This window comes from Hymenobacter sp. (assembly GCF_035709525.1).
Lineage (GTDB): Bacteria > Bacteroidota > Bacteroidia > Cytophagales > Hymenobacteraceae > Hymenobacter.
Genome location: NZ_DASTEP010000194.1, coordinates 27,826 through 45,067, shown reverse-complemented (window position 1 = coordinate 45,067; position 17,242 = coordinate 27,826). Strand labels below are relative to the sequence as shown.

Sequence of the window (17,242 nt, the reverse complement as noted above, 5' to 3'; positions counted from 1 at the left end):
TAAACTACTACCCCTGCTGGCTCTGAATGGCCGTAATCACCACCGTATTAAAGACATCGTCCACCGTACACCCGCGGCTCAAGTCATTCACCGGCTTATTCAAGCCCTGCAAAACCGGCCCTATCGCTAGCGCGCCCGTTTCGCGCTGCACGGCTTTGTAGGTGTTGTTGCCGGTGTTGAGGTCGGGGAAGATGAGCACGCTGGCCTGACCGGCCACCTCCGAATCGGGCAGCTTCTGGCGGCCCACCAGCGGGTCCACGGCGGCGTCGTACTGGATGGGGCCTTCCACTTTGAGGTCGGGGCGCAACTGGCGCACCAACTCGGTGGCCTGGCGCACCTTCTCGACATCGGCGCCCGCGCCGGAGGTGCCCGACGAGTAGGAGAGCATGGCTACCCGCGGCTCGATGCCGAAGGCGCGGCTGCTTTCGGCCGACGAGATGGCGATTTCGGCCAGCTGCTCGGCGGTGGGGTTGGGGTTCACGGCGCAGTCGCCGAACACGGCCACGCGGTCGGGCAGGCACATGAAGAATACCGATGATACCACCGACACGCCGGGCTTGGTTTTGATGAACTGCAACGCCGGCCGAATGGTGTGCTGCGTGGTGTGCACCGCCCCCGACACCATGCCGTCGGCGTGGCCCTTGTACACCATCATCGAGCCGAAATACGACACGTCGCGCAGCAGGTCGCGGGCCATGTCCTGGTTGACGCCCTTGGTTTTGCGCAGCTCATAAAACGTCTCCACGTAGTCGGCATACTGCGCCGAATTTACGGGGTCCACGATGCGCAGGTGCTCAGCAGGCATATTGAGGCCCAGGCGCTTGATGGACGCCGCCACCTGCGCCGGGTCGCCCAGGATGGTGAGGTCCACGATGTCTTGGTGCAGCAGCAGGGCCGCCGCCCGCAGGATGCGGTCGTCGTTGCCCTCGGGCAGCACGATGTGGCGGCGCTGGCGCTTGGCCCATTGCAGCAGCCGGTACTGAAACATGTGCGGCGTAAGGCCCTCCGGCTGGAAGCTGACGAGCTTTTCCTCCAACGCCCGCACCTCCACGTAGCGCTCGAAGGTGCTGATAGCCAGCTGAATTTTCTTCGGATTGTCGGGCGTGATGCGCGAGCGGATGGCCCCCACGCGGGTCGTGGTTTCGAAGGTGCCGGTGGGCACCCCCAGGATGGGCACCACGTTGGGCAGGCCTTCGAGCAGGCGGCGCACGGGCTCGTCGGGCTCCGAGCCGGTCGAGAGCACGATGCCCGCCACGCGGGGGTAGCTGACCGACTGGTGGGCCTGCAAGGCACACACGATGATGTCACCCCGGTCGCCGGGCGTCACGATTAAGACGTTTTCCTTGAGGTAGTTGAGGAAGTTGGGCACCTGCATCGCCCCGATGACGTAGTTATCGACCTGGTTGCCCAGCCCGCTTTCGCCAAACAGCACCTTGGCCCCCAGCCCAGCCTGAATCTCGCGCATGGTGGGGTGCAGCAGGTTAGCATCTTGCGGCACTACGGCCAGTAGTACCTCGGCTGGCAATTGGGCGCGCAGCAACTCGCGCACATCCTCGACCTGCGCCGGGGCAATGCGGTTGGCCACGGCCAGCAGCACCGGCACCTCGCGGGCCTCGAAATTGCGGAGCAGCGTCAGTACCGAGCTCACGACCTGGGCCGTGCTTTTGCCCTCGCCCGACACCACCAAAATGACCGGCACGCCCAGGTTTTTGGCAATCGAGAGGTTGGCGTCGAACTCGATGGCCGTGCCCGTGCCCACGAAGTCGCTGCCCTCCACCACCGTAAAATCGTAGGTGTCTTCGCAGTGCTTGAACTTGCGGATAACCGTGTCAATGAGCTCGCCCTGCGCGCCGGTTTCGAGCAGGCGCAGGGCCTCGGGGCGGGTGTAGGCGTAGGTATCGGCCGGGGGCAGCGCCAGCTTGAAGTAGCTCGTGATGGTGGCCAGCCGCGAGTCGGTTTCGGTGGCCGGGTCGTGGTCGATAATGGGCTTGAAATAACCCACCCGGCGGGCCTGCCCGAGTAGCATATTCACCAGCCCCAGCAGCACGAGCGACTTGCCGCTGTAGGGCTCGGCGGTGGCAATGAAAACGGCTTTTGTCATGCGGGGGTAAACGTAGGCGCGGGCGCGGGGTTTGGGGTAAAATCCTAGCAAAAGTGTTTAAGTAAGCCTCAAAGCATTTAGATGGTTGGCAGAATGCTACTGCGTACAGTAGCTTAGCTGCCTATAGTATCACTCAACGCCACAGCCGATTGTATAGGACTTGATATATTCCTCTGTACTCCTAACCAAGAAGAGCTTGACTATGACGAAGAAAATTATCGCCGTCACAGTCTTAGCCGCACGTTCTGCTACCTGATATGTCGCCCCGGCGTGACAGATGAGGAGCCTGAGCTTGACCAGATAGGCCGGCTAACAGGCGTAGATGTGTCGTCGATTTACGATATGGAAAATTATCGGGAAGAAATTGACTTGGCCGAAGAGTTGGAGTTTGCAGAAAGTGAAGAAGAACGGAATCGTATGCAAGCACGGACTACTGCTAACAATGCCCGGCTGGATGGTAACCTAGCGATTGTTTATGAAGCTATTACGCAGCTATTAGTTCAACTCACGTCACTAACGGAGTTGGCTGCCCGCTTGCAGCCAACCTCCTACGATACGCTAGGCAGGGACATCTATTTTGCTGATTTTATTCTTGAAATAGGCGGAGGATATACCCACGACAACTTTAGGCAAGACCTTCGCAACTTCAAGAGCTTCCTGGAATATGCTAAAAGCAAAGGCAGCCGTACCGTGTTCTTTCGGTATGGTTGAGCAAGCGGTTTTTTAAGAATTAATTTGCCTAAAAGTTCTGTGAACGAGTGTCATGCTGAACGCAGTGAAGCATCTCTGCCGCACCGTTCGAATTCGTCTGACGTGCGGTAGAGATGCTTCACTGCGTTCAGCATGACCCGTTTTACAATTTCTTCACTCGCCCGCCTCGTCCAGCCCCGCCTTTTTCAGCGCATCGCCCAGCCCTTTTTGCAGCTTGGCACCCGATTCGGCGGGCGCGTTTTCCACGATATTGTATTGCTTTTTGAGGCGCTCCCAGTCTTCGATGGGGAGGAACACGCCCGTGATGGTGCCTTTGGCGTCGGAGAGATACTTGATGTCCATGCGGAGGGGAAAATAAACAAAAGGTGAGCCGTAGCGTAGGCCGGGGCAGAAGCTACCTACGGTTTTTTGATGTTAAACGCTGCCTTCACCTCCCGCCCCGCCGCATGAGCCGCCTCCAACGCTGGTGGCTGGACCTCAATTCCAGCCTGTGGTTTGTGCCCAGCCTGATGGTGCTGGGCGCTATTGTGGCCGCCTATTTCCTGGTGCACCTCGACGACAGCATCGGCCACGAGTGGACCAAGCGGCACCCGCTGCTGTTCGGGGCCGGGGCCGATGGCGCGCGCGGCATGCTCTCGTCCATCGCCGGCTCCATGATAACGGTGGCCGGCCTCATCTTCTCGCTCACGCTGTCTACGCTGGCGCAGGTGTCGAGCCAGTACACCTCGCGGCTGCTGCGCAATTTCATGCGCGACCGCCCCAACCAGGTGGTGATGGGCTTCTTCGTCAGTATTTTCGTGTATTGCCTGGTGGTGCTGCGCACCATCCGGGGCGGCGACGAGCGCGTGTTTGTGCCCAGCCTGGCGGTGGCCTTCGGGCTGCTGCTGGCGCTGGTGAGCATCGGGATGCTGATATTCTTCATCCACCACATTGCCTCGTCCATCCAGGCGGCCAACGTGATAGGCGGCGCGGCCCACGAAACCGAGAAGATATTCGACAAGCTGTTTCCGAAGGAGCTGGGCGAAGCCGCTACCCCCGCCGAGGAGGCCGACCTCACGGCCGGCCCCGCGCTGCGCTGGGTGCCCATCGCGGCGCGCGAGTCGGGCTACATCCAGGGTATCGATGAAGAAGCGCTGCTGGCTTTCGCCCAGGAGGCCAACGGCGTGGTGCGGATGGAATACGCCATCGGCAGCTACGTCACCAAAGGCTCGGCGCTGGTGTCGGTGGCGGGCTACGAGGTAGGCAATGCCTTGCCCGACCAGGACGTAGCCAAGCGCCTCAACGACTGCTACAGCATCGGCAACCAGCGCACGCTCGACCAGGATGCGGGTTTCGGCATTCGCCAACTGGTGGATATTGCCCTAAAAGCCCTTTCGCCGGGCATCAACGATACCAGCACGGCCGTGCTGTGCATCGACCGGCTGGGCTCGCTGCTGGCGTTGCTGGCCGGGCGCGACCTCGGCAGCCCTGTGCGCGCCGAAGGCGGGCAGGTGCGCGTTATCGCCCAGCGGCCCGATTTTGCCAGCTACCTTGCTACTGCCTTCGACCAGGTTCGGACCAACGCGCTGGTAGATGAGGCGATTTATATGCGATTGCTGGTGGCGCTGCACACCGTGGCCCAGCGCACGCGCCGGCCCGATTATCATCGCGTTATCGGCCAGCAGGCTGATTTGGCCTTAGCGGCGGCTGAGGAGAATATTACGGCTAGCTACGAGTTGGAGCAGATTCGGCAGCGGTACCGGGAGCTGCGCGGCGACTTGTTGAGCTAGGTAGTAGCCGCCCTGGCGCGGGAACCTCACCCCCCGGCCCCCTCTCCAAAAAAGAGGGGGAGCCGGACGCCTTTTTGATGTTGGCTCACGTCCGCTAGCGGTCGGCTCCCCCTCTTTTTTGGAGAGGGGGCCGGGGGGTGAGGTTCCCGCGTGAGGATGGCTAATCCCCCAAAAGACAGAAAGCCCCGGCACGGCCGGGGCTCTCCACTTCAAACTCAAAAAACAACCGTGCTTACGCCGAAAATGACGAGCCGCAGCCGCAGGTGCTCTTAGCCTGGGGGTTATTAAACGTAAAGCCGCGGGCGTTGAGGCCATCCTGAAAGTCAACTTCCATGCCCAGCACGTACATGGCGTGCTTCTTATCCATGATGAGCTGCACGCCGTCGAGGTCGTAGATTTCGTCGTTGTCCTTGGCTTTATCAAAGCCCAGCAGGTAGCTCATGCCCGAGCAGCCGCCGCCCTGCACCCCGATGCGCAGGCCGTAGTCGGCGGGCACGTTCTTTTCCTGGATGATATTCTTAACTTCGACTAAAGCGCGGGGCGTGAGGCCGATAGGCGCAACTTGAGTGGCGATAGCCATAGCAGTTTTGATTTAAAATGAACTCAGCGGTAACACAAATATACGTCCGCGCCAAGCGCTTGCGCAGGAGTGAAACAGAGGAAGCAGGCCGCTGGTTCACGGTCGAAATGTTGGGTGAAATGTAGGGTAAGCTTTAGCTTGCCACTTCATACGGCTATTTCAAGTTTACTCGTTTTCCGGCAAGCTGAAGCTTACCGCACATTTTCAATGGACAGCACCACCTACCTCTTCGACCTGCTCAAAACTATCCTGCCGGCTATTATCGTGGCCGGGGCCATCTACCTGCTTTTCCGCCAGTACCTCGAAAAAGACCAGCAGCGCCGCCTCATCGAGCTGCGCCTCGACACCACCAAAACCACCCTGCCGCTGCGCCTGCAAGCCTACGAGCGCATGACGCTGTTTCTGGAGCGCATCGCGCCCAACAACATCTTGGTGCGCCTGGGCAGCGGCGGCCAAACGGCGGCCGACTACCACCGCCTGCTGATTCAGGAAATCCGGGCCGAGTATGAGCACAACCTCGCGCAGCAGCTCTACATCACCCCCGAGGCCTGGGACCAGATAAAGCAGGCCAAGGAAAACGTGCTCACGATGATAAACCGCGCCTTTCACGGCCTCGCCAACCCCCAGCAGCTGCGCGGCACCGAGCTGGCCAAGCGCATCCTGGAAGGCCTCATGACTGATGCCGCCGACCCTACCGCCCAGGCCCTGGCCGTGGTGAAGCAGGAAGCCGCCCGGCTGTTTTAAGAAATTGCTACCCCAGCGCTGCCGGGTTAACCAACTGATGTGTCAGTGGTTAATCCGGCAGTTTGCATTTATAACCGACCTTATGCCCAAACAACGCATTGCCATCGACATGGACGAGGTCATGGCCGACTCCATCGCCCGCTTTCAGGAGTGGTACGGCCGCGATTTTCAACTGGAATTAACACTGGAGGCCATGCGCGGCAAAAACCCGCGCGACGTAGTGGCGCCCGAGCACCAGCCCGCCCTGCGCGCCTACCCCAACACCGAAGGCTTCTTCCGCGACCTGCCTGTTATCAAAGACAGCCAGCAGGTAGTCAAGGCGTTAACTGAGAAATACGAGGTGTTCATCGCCACCGCCGCGATGGAGTTTCACAATTCCTTTCTCGACAAGTACCAGTGGCTCCAGCGGCATTTCCCGTTTCTGCCCTGGCGCAACTTTGTGTTTTGCGGCGACAAAAGCATCCTCAACGCCGACTACCTCATCGACGACAACGCCTACAATTTCGACGGCTTTCGGGGCGAGGGCCTGCTGTTCGACGCGCCGCACAACGCGCTCGAAACGCGCTACCGCCGCGTGCATAGCTGGCAGGAGGTAGCGGAGATTCTGCTGTAGGGTAAGCTTTAGCTTGCCAGCGCGCAGCGCGCAGCGCAACGCGCCTGATGCGCTGCGCGCTGGCAAGCTAAAGCTTACCCTACATTTTGCAGCGCCAGCTGCCCGGCGCGCTCGTAGCACTGCTCATACAGCGGCACGATGTTGCCCACGGCAAATTCCTCGGCCCGCGCCAGCGCGGCGGCCTTGAAGCGCGGCAGGTTCTCATCATCAAGCACGTAGAGGGCATTGCTGACCATGTCTTCCACGTCGCCGATGTTGCTCAGCATCCCGGTCACGCCGTGCACGTTGAGCTCGGGGATGCCGCCGGCGTTGGTGCTTACTACGGGCACTTCGCAGGCCATGGCTTCGAGGGCGGCGAGGCCGAAGCTCTCGTTTTCGGAGGGCATCAAAAACAGGTCGCCCACGCTGAGGACTTCCTCCACGGCTTCGAGCTTGCCCAGGAAGCGCACGTCGCGCTGGCAGTCGAGGTCGCGGGCCAGTTTTTCCATGCGCGAGCGGTCGGGGCCGTCGCCCACCAGCAGCAGTTTGGCGGGGATAGCCTGGCGCACGCCGCAGAAAATGCGCAGCACGTCTTCGACCCGCTTCACGGTGCGGAAGTTGCTGGTGTGGATGAGGATTTTCTCGCCCTCGGGCGCGATGGCCGTGCGGAAGTGGTCCTTGTTCTGCTTCTTGAAGCGGCTGAGGTCGATGAAGTTAGGAATCACCTCAATCTTGTGCTCGACCGGAAAGTACTCGTAGGTTTCGCGCCGCAAATCGTCGGACACCGACGTGACGCCGTCGCTCTGGTTGATGCTGAACGTGACCACCGGCTCGTAGCTGGCATCCTTGCCCACGAGCGTGATGTCGGTGCCGTGCAGCGTGGTCACCACCGGCACCGTGATGCCCCGCGAGCGCAGAATCTGCTTGGCCAAATATGCCGCCGAGGCGTGCGGAATGGCGTAGTGCACGTGCAGCACGTCGAGCTTTTCGTTTTGCACGATGTCCACCATCTTGCTGGCCAGCGCCGACTCGTAGGGCGGAAACTGAAAGAGCGGGTACGTGGGCACGTACACCTCGTGGTAAAACACGTTTTCGTTGAAGAAATCGAGCCGCACCGGCTGGCTGTAGGTGATGAAATGCACCCGATGGCCGCGCTGGGCCAGGGCTTTGCCCAGCTCGGTGGCTACCACGCCGGAGCCGCCAAAAGTGGGATAACAGACAATGCCGATGTTCATGGAAGGGGAAAAGTAGGCGAGGGGCTAACCGAATAGCTCGGCAGATGTTAGCAGCGCAAGGTTTCGCGAGGTAAAAAGAGGTTCTGCAAGGCCTCGCCGCCCAGCAGGTCGGGGCTGTAAACCTAGCGAAACCTCTTTTTACCTTGCGAACCCTTGCGTTAAGAAATAATGATGAAGAATACGCTCTACGCCCTCGCCGCCCTGGCGCTGCCGCTCGCCGCCCAGGCCCAGCGCAAGCCCGCGCCCGCCAAGCCTGCTACCACCACCGATGCCCGCGCCGCTATCCGCGAAAGCGACATTAAAAAAGACCTCTACGCGCTGGCCGCCGACCACTACCGCGGCCGCGAAGCCGGCACGCTCGACGAGCTGCGCGCCTCGGCGTGGCTGGCCGAGCAGGCCCGCGCCATCGGCGCGCAGCCGGCCGGCGACGATGGCACGTACTTCCAGTTTTTCGAGATTCAGCGCCTGCGCCTCACCAATAGCAGCCAGCTTAGCATTGGCAGCCGCAAGCTGGTGCCCAACCACGACGCCATTGTGTTCGCGCCCCTCACGGCCAGCGTGAACGCGCCCTTGGTGTGGGTGGGCACCGGCACCGCCGCCGAGCTGGCCAAAGCCGACGTAAAAGGCAAGGTCGTGGCGCTGCAATTTTCGGGCGACGTGCCGGCTGGCCTCAGCTTCCGGCGCTTTTTGGTGGCCACGCTGCGCGACCGCACGGCCGAGCTGGCCAAGGCCGGCGCGGTGGCCGTCGTCTTCGTGGGCGATGCCCGCGCCCAGGCCGTGTACGAGCACTGGGGCCACACCTACGAGCGCGGCCGCTACGACCTGCCCGGCGGCCCCAATCTAAAAATAACCGCCCCCGTGCCCACCATCTGGCTGCCCGCCAATGCGTTGAGCTGGGCGCAACAGCCCGGCCAGCAGCTGGTAGCCGACCTGCGCACCGAAACCTTTAAGTATCCTTCGGTGAACGTGCTGGCCAAAATACCCGGCACCGACGCGCAGCTCAAAAGCCAGTACGTGCTTTTCGGCACGCACCAAGACCACGATGGCGTGCGCGAGGCCGTGGCCGGCGACTCCATTTATAACGGGGCCGACGACAACGCCACCGGCTGCTCGGCGGTGCTGGCCATCATGCGCGCCTTCAAGCAAAAGCCCGGCAAGCGCTCGGCGCTGTTTGCCTTCCAGGGCGCGGAGGAGCGCGGGCTGCTGGGCTCGCGCTACTACTCGGCGCACCCCACGGTGGGCGAGGGCAATATTGTGGCCGTGCTCAATGCCGAAATGATGGGCCGCAACGCCCCCGACAGCGCCTCGCTGCTCGGCCGCCAGCGCCCGCACCGCAATTCGCTCGACCTAGTCACCATCGCCCTGGCCGCCAACCAGCGCGGGCCGCAGTTCAAGCTCGATACCCTCTGGGACCGCCCCGACCACCCCGAGGGCTGGTTTTTCCGCTCCGACAACCTGCCTTATGCGCGCCTGGGCATCCCGGCGCTCAGCTACACCACCGTGCTGCACCCCGACTACCACACCCCCCGCGACGAGCGCGAGCGCATCGACTACCCCAAGCTCACCAAAATGACGCGCTGGATGTACCTCACCGGCTGGGCAGTGGCCAACCGCCCCGCACCACCGGCGCGAGACAAGGATTTCAAGCTAGAGCGATAAGCGACGGACTTGTAGCAAGTCAAAAAACGACTGTCATGCTGAACGCAGTGAAGCATCTCTACCGCACCGTTGAGTCGTCAACAATGGTGCGGTAGAGATGCTTCACTGCGTTCAGCATGACAAACGCTTTTCGGGAGTAGCCAGCGCTACACCTTCTCCAGCAAGTCAAGCCGGTACTTGTTCTGGCGCTGGCCCAGCAGGTGGCGCAGCGGGCCGCCGGGCTGCGCTTTGGCCAGAAAAAATTCGTGCACCTCGTCGCCCGTCTGGGGGTAGTCGTGCACTACGGGCGTCCAGTGCACCAGCAGTAGCTGGCCGCCCGTAGTCAGGCCGGCAAGCATTTGGTCGGCGGCGCGGGCCAGGTCGGGTGGCGCGAGGTAGTAGCCCACTTCCGATACCAGAATCAAATCGAACTGCCCTGCGGGAAACTCGTTCGGTATCTGCATTTTTTTGATTTCTACCTGCGGCAGATTAGCGCAGCGCAGCCGGGCCTGGCTGAGGGCGGCCTCGCTCACGTCCACGCTCAGCAGGTGGCCGCAGCGCGAAGCCAACTGCGCCGTGAGCACCCCAATGGAACCCCCAATCTCAAACGCCCGCTCGTAGCGTTCGCGCGGCAGCGCGGCCAGTGTGGCGGCGTATTTGCCGCGCTCGTAGGGGCTGCTGGCAAACTGCCAAGGGTCGTCGTTGGCCCGGTACACGTCATCGAAGTAGTCGGGCGGCAGGGTGTTGGGCTGGTTTTGGTTCATGGCTGCGAAGCTTCAATAAAGGACTCGGCGGGGTGGGCAAAGTGAGCCAGCATCCCTTCGGACAACAAAAAACCGCTGGGGTCGTCGGTGATGATGCCGGGCGCGAGCTGCGAGCGGTGGGCCGCGATGGCGCGCTGCTTGAGCGCTAGCACGGGCCCAATGTCGAGCTGAAAGCCAGTGCCTTCGCCGGGCTGGGGCAGGTCGTCGGGGGCGGCGCGCTCCCAGGCCCACACTACGTATTCGAGGCGGCGCGGGGGCTGCGGCAGCTGCGCCAGCGCGGCGGCCACCAGCTGGCTGGTGGCGCGGTGGTCGGGGTGGGGGTCGCGCCGCCAGGGCACCAGCACGGTGGCCGGCTGCTTTTCGCTGATAAAAGCCGCCAGCTGCCCGGCCGCCTCGGCAAAGCCGGGCTGGCCTTCGGTGGGCACACGGCTGTCGGGCTGGTGCAGGTAGCGCACGTTGGCGTCGCTTTCATCGACGCCTAATACGCTGAGCGCGTGGCGAAACTCGGCATAGCGCAGCTCGCGCCGCGCCCCGGCCGAAAACTCCTGCGAGTGCGGGTGCGACATGCTGCCGTCGCTCACGAGCACGGCGGCCACGGGCTGGCCGGCCTGGCGCAGCAGCGCCAGCAGGCCGCCGCAGCCCAGGGCCTCATCGTCGGGGTGGGGCACTACTACCACGGTGGGGCCGAGGCTGGCGGCGTAGCTGGCTGGGCGCAGTGGGTAGGAAAGAAAAGGCGAGTCGGACATTCGGGGTAACGCCAAGCTCCGGCTTGGCGAGTGAGCGCAGCGAACAGCTGCGTTTAGTAAGGAATATTTTTACCTGGCAGGCGTTAGCGCACGCCACTGCTCGCTGCGCTCGCTCGCCAAGCGGGAGCTTGGCGTTACGCGCCCCACAGCTCGTAGCTCGGCTTATCCGAATCTAGCGCGAGGCGGCCAGCCTCGGCCAGAATGGCGTCGGGCGCGGGCTGGCGCAGGTAGTGCGTGAGGTCGCGGTGCAGGCGCTCGAAGGGCTCGGGCTGGAGCAGCCCGCGCGCGCCCACCGCGCGCTCGGCCAGCTGCAAGGTGCGCAGGCAGATTTCCTCGGTAGCCGTCCGCATCAGGTTGGCGTAGGTGGTGACGGCGGTGGCCTGGGCGGGCGTGGGCTGAGCGCCGGGCTGCACGGGTAGCACTACCTGGCTGGCCGCGCCTTGCAGCCACAGCTGGCCGCTTTGGTGCATAGTCAGCATTTCGCCCAGGCGCTGGCGCTGGTAGGGGTCATCGGTGCGGCCCAGGCTGCGCAAAAAGCGGCGCGTTTCATCAAGCACGGCCGCCGCGCCGCCCAGTTGCACCGCCGCGAAGCGCGCCGCGCCGCCCCCAAACCACGGCTGCTGGTAGTAGTCATTGGGCTGTCCCAGCAGGCAATCCGCGTCGATTTCGAGGCGCTCAAGATTGGCCAGAAAGCTGGCCGTAGCGCGCATGCCTAGCGGCCGCCAGAAGCTGCGGTCTAGCCGGGGCCGCTGCTCGTCGGCGGGTAGCACCAGCATCTGCCAACCGTGTTGGCCGGGCAGCGCGCCCGTAAGCAAGGGCCGCGTGATGTGGCCCGCCCCCGAGGCGAAGGTTTTGGCCCCGTGCAGGCGGTAGCGGCCATCGGCCAAATACTCCAGCCGCACGCCGTGGGTTGGGTTTTCGGTGTTCCAAACCCCAAACACGTGCCCGGCCCGTGCATCGGCCGCAAAGCGCGCCACCTGCGCGGGCTTGCCAAAGCGCTGAATCAAGAGCAGCGCATTGACGTGGCCCTCAAACAGCCGGCCCACCGCCAGGTTGCCGCGCCCCACGTGGTAGAGCGTTTGCAGCAGCGCCAGCGCGGCCGTGGGCTCGCCCAGGCCCACGCCGCCCAGCGCGGGCGGCAGGGCGGCCGTGAGCAGGCCCGATTCGCGCAGCCAAGCCATTTCCTGGGTCGGAAAGCCGCCGATTTCGTCGGTAGCGGCGGCCTGGGTTAGCAGGTGCGGGGCCAGGCGGGCGGCGGTGGCTACGGCTTTTTCAGGGCCGTCGGGGCAGGTGGCGCACGCCACGCCCAGCGGTAGGGCCAGCGGCGAGGTGGTGGGGAAGGAGGTTGGAAAAGTAGCGGACAGCATGAGCAGGAAAAGCCAGACCAGGTGCGGGTGAGTACCTGATGAGGTTAGCTTAACTTAAAAAACGCCCTGGGAGTTGCTGGAGGCGAGTTTTACCTGGACGGTGGCACCCGCGCTTTTGGGTGGCGCTGGCCGGGCGGGCTACCTTTGCGGGCCAGGCCGCCCGGTGCGCCGGGTTGGCCGCCTCCCGCGAGTTTCACTTTCCCGCGCTTCGTCGCCCCCGTATTACCCATGCCCGACCAACCCATTCGCGCCGCCCTGCTGTCCGTGTACCACAAAGACCGGCTGGCTCCGCTCGTCTCCACCCTGCGCCGCCTTGGCGTGACGCTCTACTCGACCGGCGGCACCCAACAATTTCTGGAAGAGCAAGGCGCTGCGGTAACGGCCGTGGAAGACCTCACCGGCTTTCCCGAGGTGTTTGGCGGCCGCGTGAAGACGCTGCACCCCAAGGTGTTCGGGGGCATCCTGCACCGCCGCCACGAGCCAGGCGACCTGGCCCAGGCCGAGCAGCACAGCATTCCGCCCATCGACCTGGTAGTAGTGGACTTGTATCCCTTTGAGGAAACCGTGGCCAGCGGCGCGCCCGAGCAGGAGGTGATTGAGAAAATCGACATCGGCGGCATCTCGCTGCTGCGCGCCGCCGCCAAAAACTACCGCGACGTGCTGGTAGTGAGCTCGCGCGACCAGTACGAGGCCGTGACCGAACTGCTGGAGCGCACCAACGGCGCGCCCACGCTCGCCGACCGCAAGCAGTACGCCGCGGCCGCCTTCAAGGCTACTAGCCACTACGACACCGAAATCGCCAAGTACGTGAGCCAGGGCACGGCGCTGGAAGCCGAAAAACAAGCTCCAGGCACTGAGCACAAGGCACTAAGCACTACCCTCCGCTACGGTGAAAACCCCCACCAGGCGGGTGCTTTCCACGGCGACCTGAACGCGCTGTTCGACCAGCTGCACGGCAAGCAGCTGAGCTACAACAACCTTGTGGACGTGGACGCCGCCGTGCAGCTCATGCGCGAGTTTGCCCAGGGCCTACCCGCCGTGGCCATCCTCAAGCACACCAACGCCTGCGGCGTGGCCCAGGCCGACAGCCTGCACACGGCCTACATGAATGCCCTGGCCTGCGACCCGGTTTCGGCCTTCGGCGGCGTCATCATCACCAACAAAGGCATCGACGAAGCCACCGCGCAGGAGCTGAACAAGTTGTTCTTCGAGGTGCTCATCGCGCCCGGCTTCACCGAGGAGGCGATGGCGATTCTGCAAAGCAAAAAGAACCGCATCCTGCTGCGCCAGAAGCCGGTAGACTTCCCCAAAAAGCAGATTAAGACGCTGCTCAACGGCATCATCGAGCAGGATGCCGACCTGCAAACCGAGTCGGCCCAGGACTTCCGCACCGTGACCAAATCGGCCCCCACGGCCGAGGAAACGGCCGCGCTGGAGTTTGCCCTCAAAATCTGCAAGCACACCAAGAGCAACACCATCGTGCTGGCGCGCCCCGGCCAGCTGCTGGCCTCGGGCGTGGGCCAGACCTCGCGGGTCGATGCCCTGCGCCAAGCCATCGAGAAGGCCGGCAGCTTCGGCTTCGACCTCCAGGGCGCGGTGATGGCCTCGGATGCGTTTTTCCCCTTCCCCGACTGCGTCGAGATTGCGGGCGCGGCCGGCATTCGGGCGGTGGTGCAGCCCGGCGGCTCCATCAAAGACCAGGACAGCATCAATGCCTGCGACGAGCGCAACATGGCCATGGTGCTGACCGGCGTGCGGCACTTCAAGCACTAGTAGCCAGTTTGTTGGTGTAAACTAAAAAGGCGTTTGTCATGCTGCGCGCAGCATGACAAACGCCTTTTTTACATTACCTGCTGCCTACAAAATCACTTGCAGCTGCGTGGTTATCTCGGGGCGGTACTGCACGTTGTTGACGTCGGTGAAATCGGGCCGGGCGCGGTAGTTAAGCGTGATTTTGGCCTGGTGGCCGTCGAGCAGCACGTTCACGCCGCCGTCGAGAATATGCACGTCGCGGATGGCCCCGTCGCTGGTGCGCACGGCATCGTAGCGGCCGTGGATGTAGGTAGCGTAGGGCTGGAGGCGCACCTTGGGGCCGAGCAGGCGCTTGGGCAGCACAAAGCCGGTCTGGATGGTTTGGGCGGTGCCGGTGCCGAGCTGGGGCACGGCGTTGCCGCGCAGCGCGTTAGAGCCTGTGCCAGGGTTCATGGTGCCGCCGTAGCGCACAAAGTTGGAGCCCATGTTGTAGCGGTAGGCGGCGGCGTACACGGTGAAAGCCGTTTGCTGGGCCGTGTCCACGGGCGTGTCATAAAACAAGTCGGCCGAGAGCACGCTCAGGTTTTGCTTCTCATAGGGGATAGTCCACGCGTTAGTAGGTAGCGTAGTAGGGTTGGCCGCTGGGCGCGTGTACATACCGTCTTTATAGAAGAGAAAGCCCGCGCCCAGGTTGAATATCCGCCGCGCGCCCAGGTAGTTGCCCACCTGGAAGGGCACCAGGTTGGCTTCCTTGTCCAGAAATTCCCAGTCGAAATAACCCTGGTACACCAGGCCACGGGAGCGGGGGTTGAACTGCGCCACGCCCGTAGTCAGGGTAGCCGGCGTGCTGCTGATGTTGCTGCGAAAAGCGTCGTTGACCGACAGCTTGTAGTCAAAGCCTTTAATGCGGCCGCGGGCGTACATGCCCAGGCCGCGCCCGGTCTGGTCGATGGCGTCGATGCTGGGGCTTTGGGTGCCGGGCACATCGAGGCCGATGAGCGAAAAGGCCGCGAAGCTGGTTTGGCGCGAAATACCGTTGTAGTAGTGCAGCCCGCCCCCGAAGTTGAGGTATTTATTGACCTTGTACTCCACCAGCGCATCGTGGATGAAGAACACCGGCTTTTTGCCTGGCCCGGTAGTTTCGCCCGGCCCGCCGCCCGATATGGTACTCTGCGAGTTGATACCCAGCTGGGTAATGATGAGGAAGCGCGGGTTGAGCTGCGCCACCAGCAGCACCCGCGAGCGCCGGATGCCAAAATCGACCTGGTCGTAGGCTAGCTCTTCGCTGGCGTTGGTGGTATTGGAGTTGTTCTCGGTGTAGCGCGCCCAAAACTGGTGAGCTGTCATGATGCGCACGTATTTCGAGCCGTCGGGCGAGAGACTGATGCGCATGCCGCCCGCGTAGGGGGCCGACTTGGTGGGGGCCGGCGTGGGCTTGGGCAGCTGCACTGGGGCCGGCGGCGGGGCCTTGCCGGTGGAGGGCGGCACTACCACCTGGGCGTGGGCGGCGGCACCGGCGAGTAGTAAGCTAGCGGCTAGGAGGCGACCGTAAAAGCTCTTCATTAGTGATAGGGTAGTGGGTGGGGAAGAGAAAGATTGGGGCAAGGCGCGGCCTGCTTTTCGGCTGGGGCCGAAAAAATGGGTAGTGCCCGTTTTGATTTTGAAAATATGCTCGCCGCTCGTGTGCGCCTCCCCCCCCGGCCCCCTCTCCGAAAAGGAGAGGGGGAGCCTTTATGGAGTTAAGAGTTTTGAGTTAAGAGTTAGCCGTTCTAGCAACTCAAAACTCTCAACTCGTCCGGCTTCCTCTCTCCTTTTCGGAGAGGGGGCCGGGGGTGAGGCGCACACGTCAGGGTAACCTAGTGCCCAGCCACCTGCACGAGCGGCAGCTCGGCCACCTGCACGAGCGGCAGCTCGGCCACCGGCTCGGGGCGCAGCTGCTCGGGTATCGAGCGGCCTTGCAGGGCCAGCTGGTAGCGGGTTTCGTCAAACTCGCCCTCGCTCTTGGCGATTACCAGCGTAGCCACGCCGTTGCCGATAACGTTGGTGATGGCGCGGGCCTCGCTCATAAAGCGGTCGACGCCCAGCAGCAACGCCACGCTTTCGACTGGGATAACCTTGGTGGCCGCCAGCGTGGAGGCCAGCACGATAAAGCCCGAGCCCGTGACGCCCGCCGCGCCCTTGCTCGTCACCACCAGAATGGCAATCAGCGTAAGCTGCTGCGTAAAGCTCAGCGGGATATTAAAGGCCTGGGCCAGAAAGATAACTGAGATGGATAGGTAGATGCTCGTGCCATCGAGGTTGAAGGAGTAGCCGGTAGGAATAACCAGGCCCGCCACCGAGCGCGAGCAGCCCAGGCGCTCCATCTTATCAATCATGCGGGGCAAAGCCGACTCCGACGACGAGGTGCCGAGCACCAGCAGAATTTCCTCCTTGATAAAGCGCAGGTACGGCCCCAGGCGCAGGCCGTAGTAGCGCAGTATCAGGTTGAGCACGACGAAGATGAACAAAAACATGGTGGCGTACACCACCAGCATGAGCTTGGCCAGCGGCAGGAGCGTAGCGATGCCATACTTGCCGATGGTGAAAGCCATGCCGCCAAACGCGCCCAGCGGGGCCAGCTTCATCACCATGGCCAGCACCCCAAACATGGCGTGCGAAAGCCGGTCGAAGGTTTTCATCAGCGGTTCGCCGAGCTGGCCCATGCGGTTGAGTGCCAGGCCAAAGAGCACCGAAAACAGCAGCACTTGCAGGATGTCGCCCTTGGCAAAGGCGCCTACCACGTTGTCGGGTACGATGTGGGTGAAGAATTCGACCCAGTTCATTTCGCCGGCCTTTTCGGTGAATTTGGCGGCTTCTTCCGCTTTCTTGCTGTCTTTGAGCACGGCCTGGGCGGTGGCTTGCACGCCCGCGCCGGGCTGCGTGAGGTTGGCTACGCCAATACCGATGGCCAGGGCGAGGGTAGTTACTATCTCGAAGTACAGCAAGGCTTTGCCGCCCACGCGGCCCACTTTTTTCATGCTGCCCATGCCGGCGATGCCGATAACCACGGTCAGGAAAATGATGGGCGCAATCAGCATCTTGATGAGGCTGATAAACGTGTCGGCCACCGGCTTGAGGGCCGCGCCGAAGGTGGGAAAAAGGGCGCCGACGAGCACGCCCAGGGCAATGGCCGTGAGCACCTGCACGGTGAGGTTAGAATACCAGCGTTTCATAAGAAAGAGGGGTGGGATAGGGTAAGATGCG

The 17,242-nt window shown here is 62.8% G+C and carries 15 protein-coding genes; 6 read left to right on the top strand and 9 right to left on the bottom strand.

Going from position 1 to position 17,242, the window contains the following annotated elements; all coding sequences use genetic code 11:
• Positions 1–7: 7 nt before the first annotated feature.
• Complete coding sequence (gene pta / locus VFO93_RS17400; protein ID WP_325135651.1) at positions 8–2,101, bottom strand: phosphate acetyltransferase; 2,094 nt, start codon at positions 2,099–2,101, stop codon at positions 8–10.
• A 342-nt stretch (positions 2,102–2,443) separates the two neighbouring features.
• Here pta and VFO93_RS17395 point away from each other — a divergent pair, with 342 nt between their 5' ends.
• Positions 2,444–2,812 carry a hypothetical protein gene (locus VFO93_RS17395; protein ID WP_325135650.1) on the top strand — a complete coding sequence of 123 codons (369 nt, stop codon included), beginning with the start codon at positions 2,444–2,446 and terminating at the stop codon, positions 2,810–2,812.
• A gap of 153 nt (positions 2,813–2,965) precedes the next feature.
• On the opposite strand, the gene VFO93_RS17390 is transcribed toward VFO93_RS17395, so the two are convergent.
• The gene (locus VFO93_RS17390) at positions 2,966–3,154 is read right to left on the bottom strand and encodes a hypothetical protein (protein WP_325135649.1); all 189 of its coding nucleotides are present in this window, start codon (positions 3,152–3,154) and stop codon (positions 2,966–2,968) included.
• Positions 3,155–3,258: 104 nt separating this feature from the next.
• Between VFO93_RS17390 and VFO93_RS17385 the strand changes: the two genes are divergently transcribed.
• A complete protein-coding gene (locus VFO93_RS17385) occupies positions 3,259–4,581 on the top strand; it encodes a DUF2254 domain-containing protein (protein ID WP_325135648.1) in 1,323 nt (440 codons plus the stop codon).
• Positions 4,582–4,813: 232 nt separating this feature from the next.
• On the opposite strand, the gene VFO93_RS17380 is transcribed toward VFO93_RS17385, so the two are convergent.
• Positions 4,814–5,161 (bottom strand): HesB/IscA family protein, encoded by a 348-nt coding sequence (locus tag VFO93_RS17380; RefSeq protein WP_198988608.1) that lies wholly within the window; start codon positions 5,159–5,161, stop codon positions 4,814–4,816.
• A 207-nt stretch (positions 5,162–5,368) separates the two neighbouring features.
• On the opposite strand from VFO93_RS17380, the gene VFO93_RS17375 reads away from it, so the two are divergent.
• Both VFO93_RS17375 and VFO93_RS17370 read left to right on the top strand, forming a co-directional pair.
• Positions 5,369–5,905 carry a hypothetical protein gene (locus VFO93_RS17375; RefSeq protein ID WP_325135647.1) on the top strand — a complete coding sequence of 179 codons (537 nt, stop codon included), beginning with the start codon at positions 5,369–5,371 and terminating at the stop codon, positions 5,903–5,905.
• An 82-nt stretch (positions 5,906–5,987) separates the two neighbouring features.
• A complete protein-coding gene (locus VFO93_RS17370; protein ID WP_325135646.1) occupies positions 5,988–6,518 on the top strand; it encodes a 5' nucleotidase, NT5C type in 531 nt (176 codons plus the stop codon).
• Between the two features lie 74 nt (positions 6,519–6,592).
• Here the strand turns inward: VFO93_RS17370 and bshA are convergent, their stop codons facing one another.
• Complete coding sequence (gene bshA / locus VFO93_RS17365) at positions 6,593–7,732, bottom strand: N-acetyl-alpha-D-glucosaminyl L-malate synthase BshA (RefSeq protein WP_325135645.1); 1,140 nt, start codon at positions 7,730–7,732, stop codon at positions 6,593–6,595.
• Positions 7,733–7,903: 171 nt separating this feature from the next.
• On the opposite strand from bshA, the gene VFO93_RS17360 reads away from it, so the two are divergent.
• Positions 7,904–9,391 (top strand): M28 family peptidase, encoded by a 1,488-nt coding sequence (locus VFO93_RS17360; protein ID WP_414653600.1) that lies wholly within the window; start codon positions 7,904–7,906, stop codon positions 9,389–9,391.
• A gap of 146 nt (positions 9,392–9,537) precedes the next feature.
• Here the strand turns inward: VFO93_RS17360 and VFO93_RS17355 are convergent, their stop codons facing one another.
• The 3 genes from VFO93_RS17355 to VFO93_RS17345 form a co-directional block, all read right to left on the bottom strand.
• Positions 9,538–10,134 carry a class I SAM-dependent DNA methyltransferase gene (locus VFO93_RS17355; RefSeq protein ID WP_325135643.1) on the bottom strand — a complete coding sequence of 199 codons (597 nt, stop codon included), beginning with the start codon at positions 10,132–10,134 and terminating at the stop codon, positions 9,538–9,540.
• Entirely contained in the window at positions 10,131–10,880 is a 750-nt protein-coding gene (locus tag VFO93_RS17350) for a PIG-L deacetylase family protein (RefSeq protein WP_325135642.1), read from the bottom strand. Before VFO93_RS17350 ends, VFO93_RS17355 begins: the two co-directional genes overlap by 4 nt.
• A gap of 134 nt (positions 10,881–11,014) precedes the next feature.
• Positions 11,015–12,247 (bottom strand): acyl-CoA dehydrogenase family protein, encoded by a 1,233-nt coding sequence (locus tag VFO93_RS17345; protein ID WP_325135641.1) that lies wholly within the window; start codon positions 12,245–12,247, stop codon positions 11,015–11,017.
• 228 nt (positions 12,248–12,475) lie between these two features.
• Here VFO93_RS17345 and purH point away from each other — a divergent pair, with 228 nt between their 5' ends.
• Positions 12,476–14,020 (top strand): bifunctional phosphoribosylaminoimidazolecarboxamide formyltransferase/IMP cyclohydrolase, encoded by a 1,545-nt coding sequence (gene purH, locus VFO93_RS17340; protein ID WP_325135640.1) that lies wholly within the window; start codon positions 12,476–12,478, stop codon positions 14,018–14,020.
• A gap of 84 nt (positions 14,021–14,104) precedes the next feature.
• Here purH and VFO93_RS17335 read toward each other — a convergent pair whose 3' ends face one another.
• The gene (locus VFO93_RS17335) at positions 14,105–15,562 is read right to left on the bottom strand and encodes a hypothetical protein (RefSeq protein WP_325135639.1); all 1,458 of its coding nucleotides are present in this window, start codon (positions 15,560–15,562) and stop codon (positions 14,105–14,107) included.
• 293 nt (positions 15,563–15,855) lie between these two features.
• Positions 15,856–17,211 carry a dicarboxylate/amino acid:cation symporter gene (locus VFO93_RS17330; RefSeq protein ID WP_325135638.1) on the bottom strand — a complete coding sequence of 452 codons (1,356 nt, stop codon included), beginning with the start codon at positions 17,209–17,211 and terminating at the stop codon, positions 15,856–15,858.
• Between the last annotated feature and the right edge of the window lie 31 nt (positions 17,212–17,242).

What these genes read in the sequence shown, in the direction of transcription:
- VFO93_RS17330 (WP_325135638.1), bottom strand. Translation starts at nt 17,211, where the DNA reads ATGAAACGCTGGTATTCTAACCTCACCGTGCAGGTGCTCACGGCCATT.
- VFO93_RS17395 (WP_325135650.1), top strand. Translation starts at nt 2,444, where the DNA reads ATGGAAAATTATCGGGAAGAAATTGACTTGGCCGAAGAGTTGGAGTTT.
- VFO93_RS17375 (WP_325135647.1), top strand. Translation starts at nt 5,369, where the DNA reads ATGGACAGCACCACCTACCTCTTCGACCTGCTCAAAACTATCCTGCCG.
- purH (WP_325135640.1), top strand. Translation starts at nt 12,476, where the DNA reads ATGCCCGACCAACCCATTCGCGCCGCCCTGCTGTCCGTGTACCACAAA.
- VFO93_RS17345 (WP_325135641.1), bottom strand. Translation starts at nt 12,247, where the DNA reads ATGCTGTCCGCTACTTTTCCAACCTCCTTCCCCACCACCTCGCCGCTG.
- VFO93_RS17380 (WP_198988608.1), bottom strand. Translation starts at nt 5,161, where the DNA reads ATGGCTATCGCCACTCAAGTTGCGCCTATCGGCCTCACGCCCCGCGCT.
- VFO93_RS17350 (WP_325135642.1), bottom strand. Translation starts at nt 10,880, where the DNA reads ATGTCCGACTCGCCTTTTCTTTCCTACCCACTGCGCCCAGCCAGCTAC.
- VFO93_RS17335 (WP_325135639.1), bottom strand. Translation starts at nt 15,562, where the DNA reads ATGAAGAGCTTTTACGGTCGCCTCCTAGCCGCTAGCTTACTACTCGCC.
- VFO93_RS17390 (WP_325135649.1), bottom strand. Translation starts at nt 3,154, where the DNA reads ATGGACATCAAGTATCTCTCCGACGCCAAAGGCACCATCACGGGCGTG.
- VFO93_RS17360 (WP_414653600.1), top strand. Translation starts at nt 7,904, where the DNA reads ATGAAGAATACGCTCTACGCCCTCGCCGCCCTGGCGCTGCCGCTCGCC.
- VFO93_RS17370 (WP_325135646.1), top strand. Translation starts at nt 5,988, where the DNA reads ATGCCCAAACAACGCATTGCCATCGACATGGACGAGGTCATGGCCGAC.
- bshA (WP_325135645.1), bottom strand. Translation starts at nt 7,732, where the DNA reads ATGAACATCGGCATTGTCTGTTATCCCACTTTTGGCGGCTCCGGCGTG.
- pta (WP_325135651.1), bottom strand. Translation starts at nt 2,101, where the DNA reads ATGACAAAAGCCGTTTTCATTGCCACCGCCGAGCCCTACAGCGGCAAG.
- VFO93_RS17355 (WP_325135643.1), bottom strand. Translation starts at nt 10,134, where the DNA reads ATGAACCAAAACCAGCCCAACACCCTGCCGCCCGACTACTTCGATGAC.
- VFO93_RS17385 (WP_325135648.1), top strand. Translation starts at nt 3,259, where the DNA reads ATGAGCCGCCTCCAACGCTGGTGGCTGGACCTCAATTCCAGCCTGTGG.